Source organism: Acinetobacter sp. SM1B, from assembly GCF_003289665.1.
Taxonomy (GTDB): Bacteria; Pseudomonadota; Gammaproteobacteria; order Pseudomonadales; family Moraxellaceae; genus Acinetobacter; species Acinetobacter schindleri.
The window spans coordinates 1-1,603 of the sequence record NZ_QMBM01000030.1 but is presented as its reverse complement, the minus strand read 5'-3'; the positions used below and the strand labels follow the sequence as shown (position 1 = coordinate 1,603).

Annotated in this window: 2 protein-coding genes (1 of these 2 cut by a window edge); both read left to right on the top strand. The window is 46.0% G+C overall.

What is annotated here, in order from left to right; translation table 11 throughout:
• Positions 1 to 27: part of a VCBS domain-containing protein coding region (locus C8322_RS14630; protein ID WP_228156519.1), annotated on the top strand (this coding region is incomplete at its 5' end). Its footprint begins 360 nt before the window's first position; the window shows 27 of its 387 annotated nt.
• Positions 20 to 1,603, top strand: a 1,584-nt coding sequence (locus C8322_RS14255; protein ID WP_228156518.1) for a VCBS domain-containing protein, incomplete at its 3' end; no start/stop codon positions are given. The genes C8322_RS14630 and C8322_RS14255, both read left to right, overlap by 8 nt.

Below are 1,603 nucleotides of genomic sequence, written 5' to 3'. Positions count from 1 at the left end.
TGTTGGTGGTCAGATTACAGTGTATGAAAGTGGTCTAAGTACAGGTAGCAATGCAAGTGCAGCGAGCGAATCTGCCAGTGGAACGATTCAGATCAATGCAGGAGATGGCTTAAGCAGTATTAACATAGGCGGACAGAACTTTAGCCTTTCACAATTACAATCACTGAGTAGCAGCAACCCATCGGCAGCGATCAACGTCGCTGGTGGAACCATCGTTCTAAATGGTTTTACGGCAAATAGCAGTGTAGGTGGTATCCCAACTTCAGGTAGTTTGAGTTATACCTATACTTTGAACAATGCCCAGACACATAGCGCTGTTGGAAATGATGGTTTACTTCTGAGTGGCATTCCACTGAGTGTCACAGATGCAGGAGGGGTAACCACAACAGGTAGTCTGGTTGTACAAGTGATTGATGATGTTCCGACTGCTGTGGCAGATACTGGTAGCCTTAGTGAAGGTGGTGTGCTGAGCGTACTTGCTGCTGACGGTGTATTAAGAAATGATACTGCTGGCGCAGATGGTTGGGTGAATACTGGTGCAGTGGTTGGTGTGGTATCGGGTGATACTGCAACGAACAGCGCTGGTGGCGTTGGAGGCAGGATAGATGGCCAATATGGCTATATCACTTTAAATGCCGATGGCAGTTATACCTATGTATCAACCGCTGATGCAGTAACAGCTGATGCACAGGATGTATTTACTTATACGGTACGTGATGCGGATGGTGATTTAACTCATTCAACGCTTACGATTAATGTGGCAAATGTCAATCTAACACCAGCCCCAATTAGCAAGACTGTCAATGAAAGTGGTCTTGCGGGTGGTTCAACTGCGGGTACTGGTCATACCGTAACAGATACAGTGAACCTACCATCCGAGGTCAAAGCAGTACCCGTTACTAATGGTTCGACTCAATATGGGACGTTCAGCATTGATGAAGATGGTTACTACACATACACACTGACTAAACCATCAAATGGCGATAATGTTGAGGATACGTTTAGCTATACCACTAAGGATGCTCAGGGCAATAGTACAACGAATACCGTAACGATTACGATTANNGTCAGTGGCAACGTACTGACAGGAGGCGTATCTAGTGGAGATACAGCTGATACCCAAGGCGCAGACAAAGCTAACGTCAGTGGAGTACAGGCTGGAACAGTTGCGTCAGGTGAACACGTAGCAAATGGCGCATTGAATACAGCAGTGAATGGAGAATACGGAACATTAATTCTCCGTGCTGACGGTAGTTACACCTACCAATTAAATAATAACAATACGGATGTAAATGCCCTTAAAGATAACCAAAGCCTCCAAGACGTATTTAGTTACACCATTACCGATGGAGATGGAGATAAATCGACAGCGACCATTACCATCACCATTAACGGACATACCGATGGCGCACCTAACGTGGTTATCACTGATCATAATGGATCAGCGCTTGGTGCGAACAGCATTGCCGAAAATGCAACGACCCCAGTACAAGGCGAGTTTACCGTCAACGCAGCAGATGGACTGAAATCTATCACGATTGGTGTCACGACCATTCTGACCAGCGAACTCTTGGGTCTATCCCCGACCACACCAAAAACAATC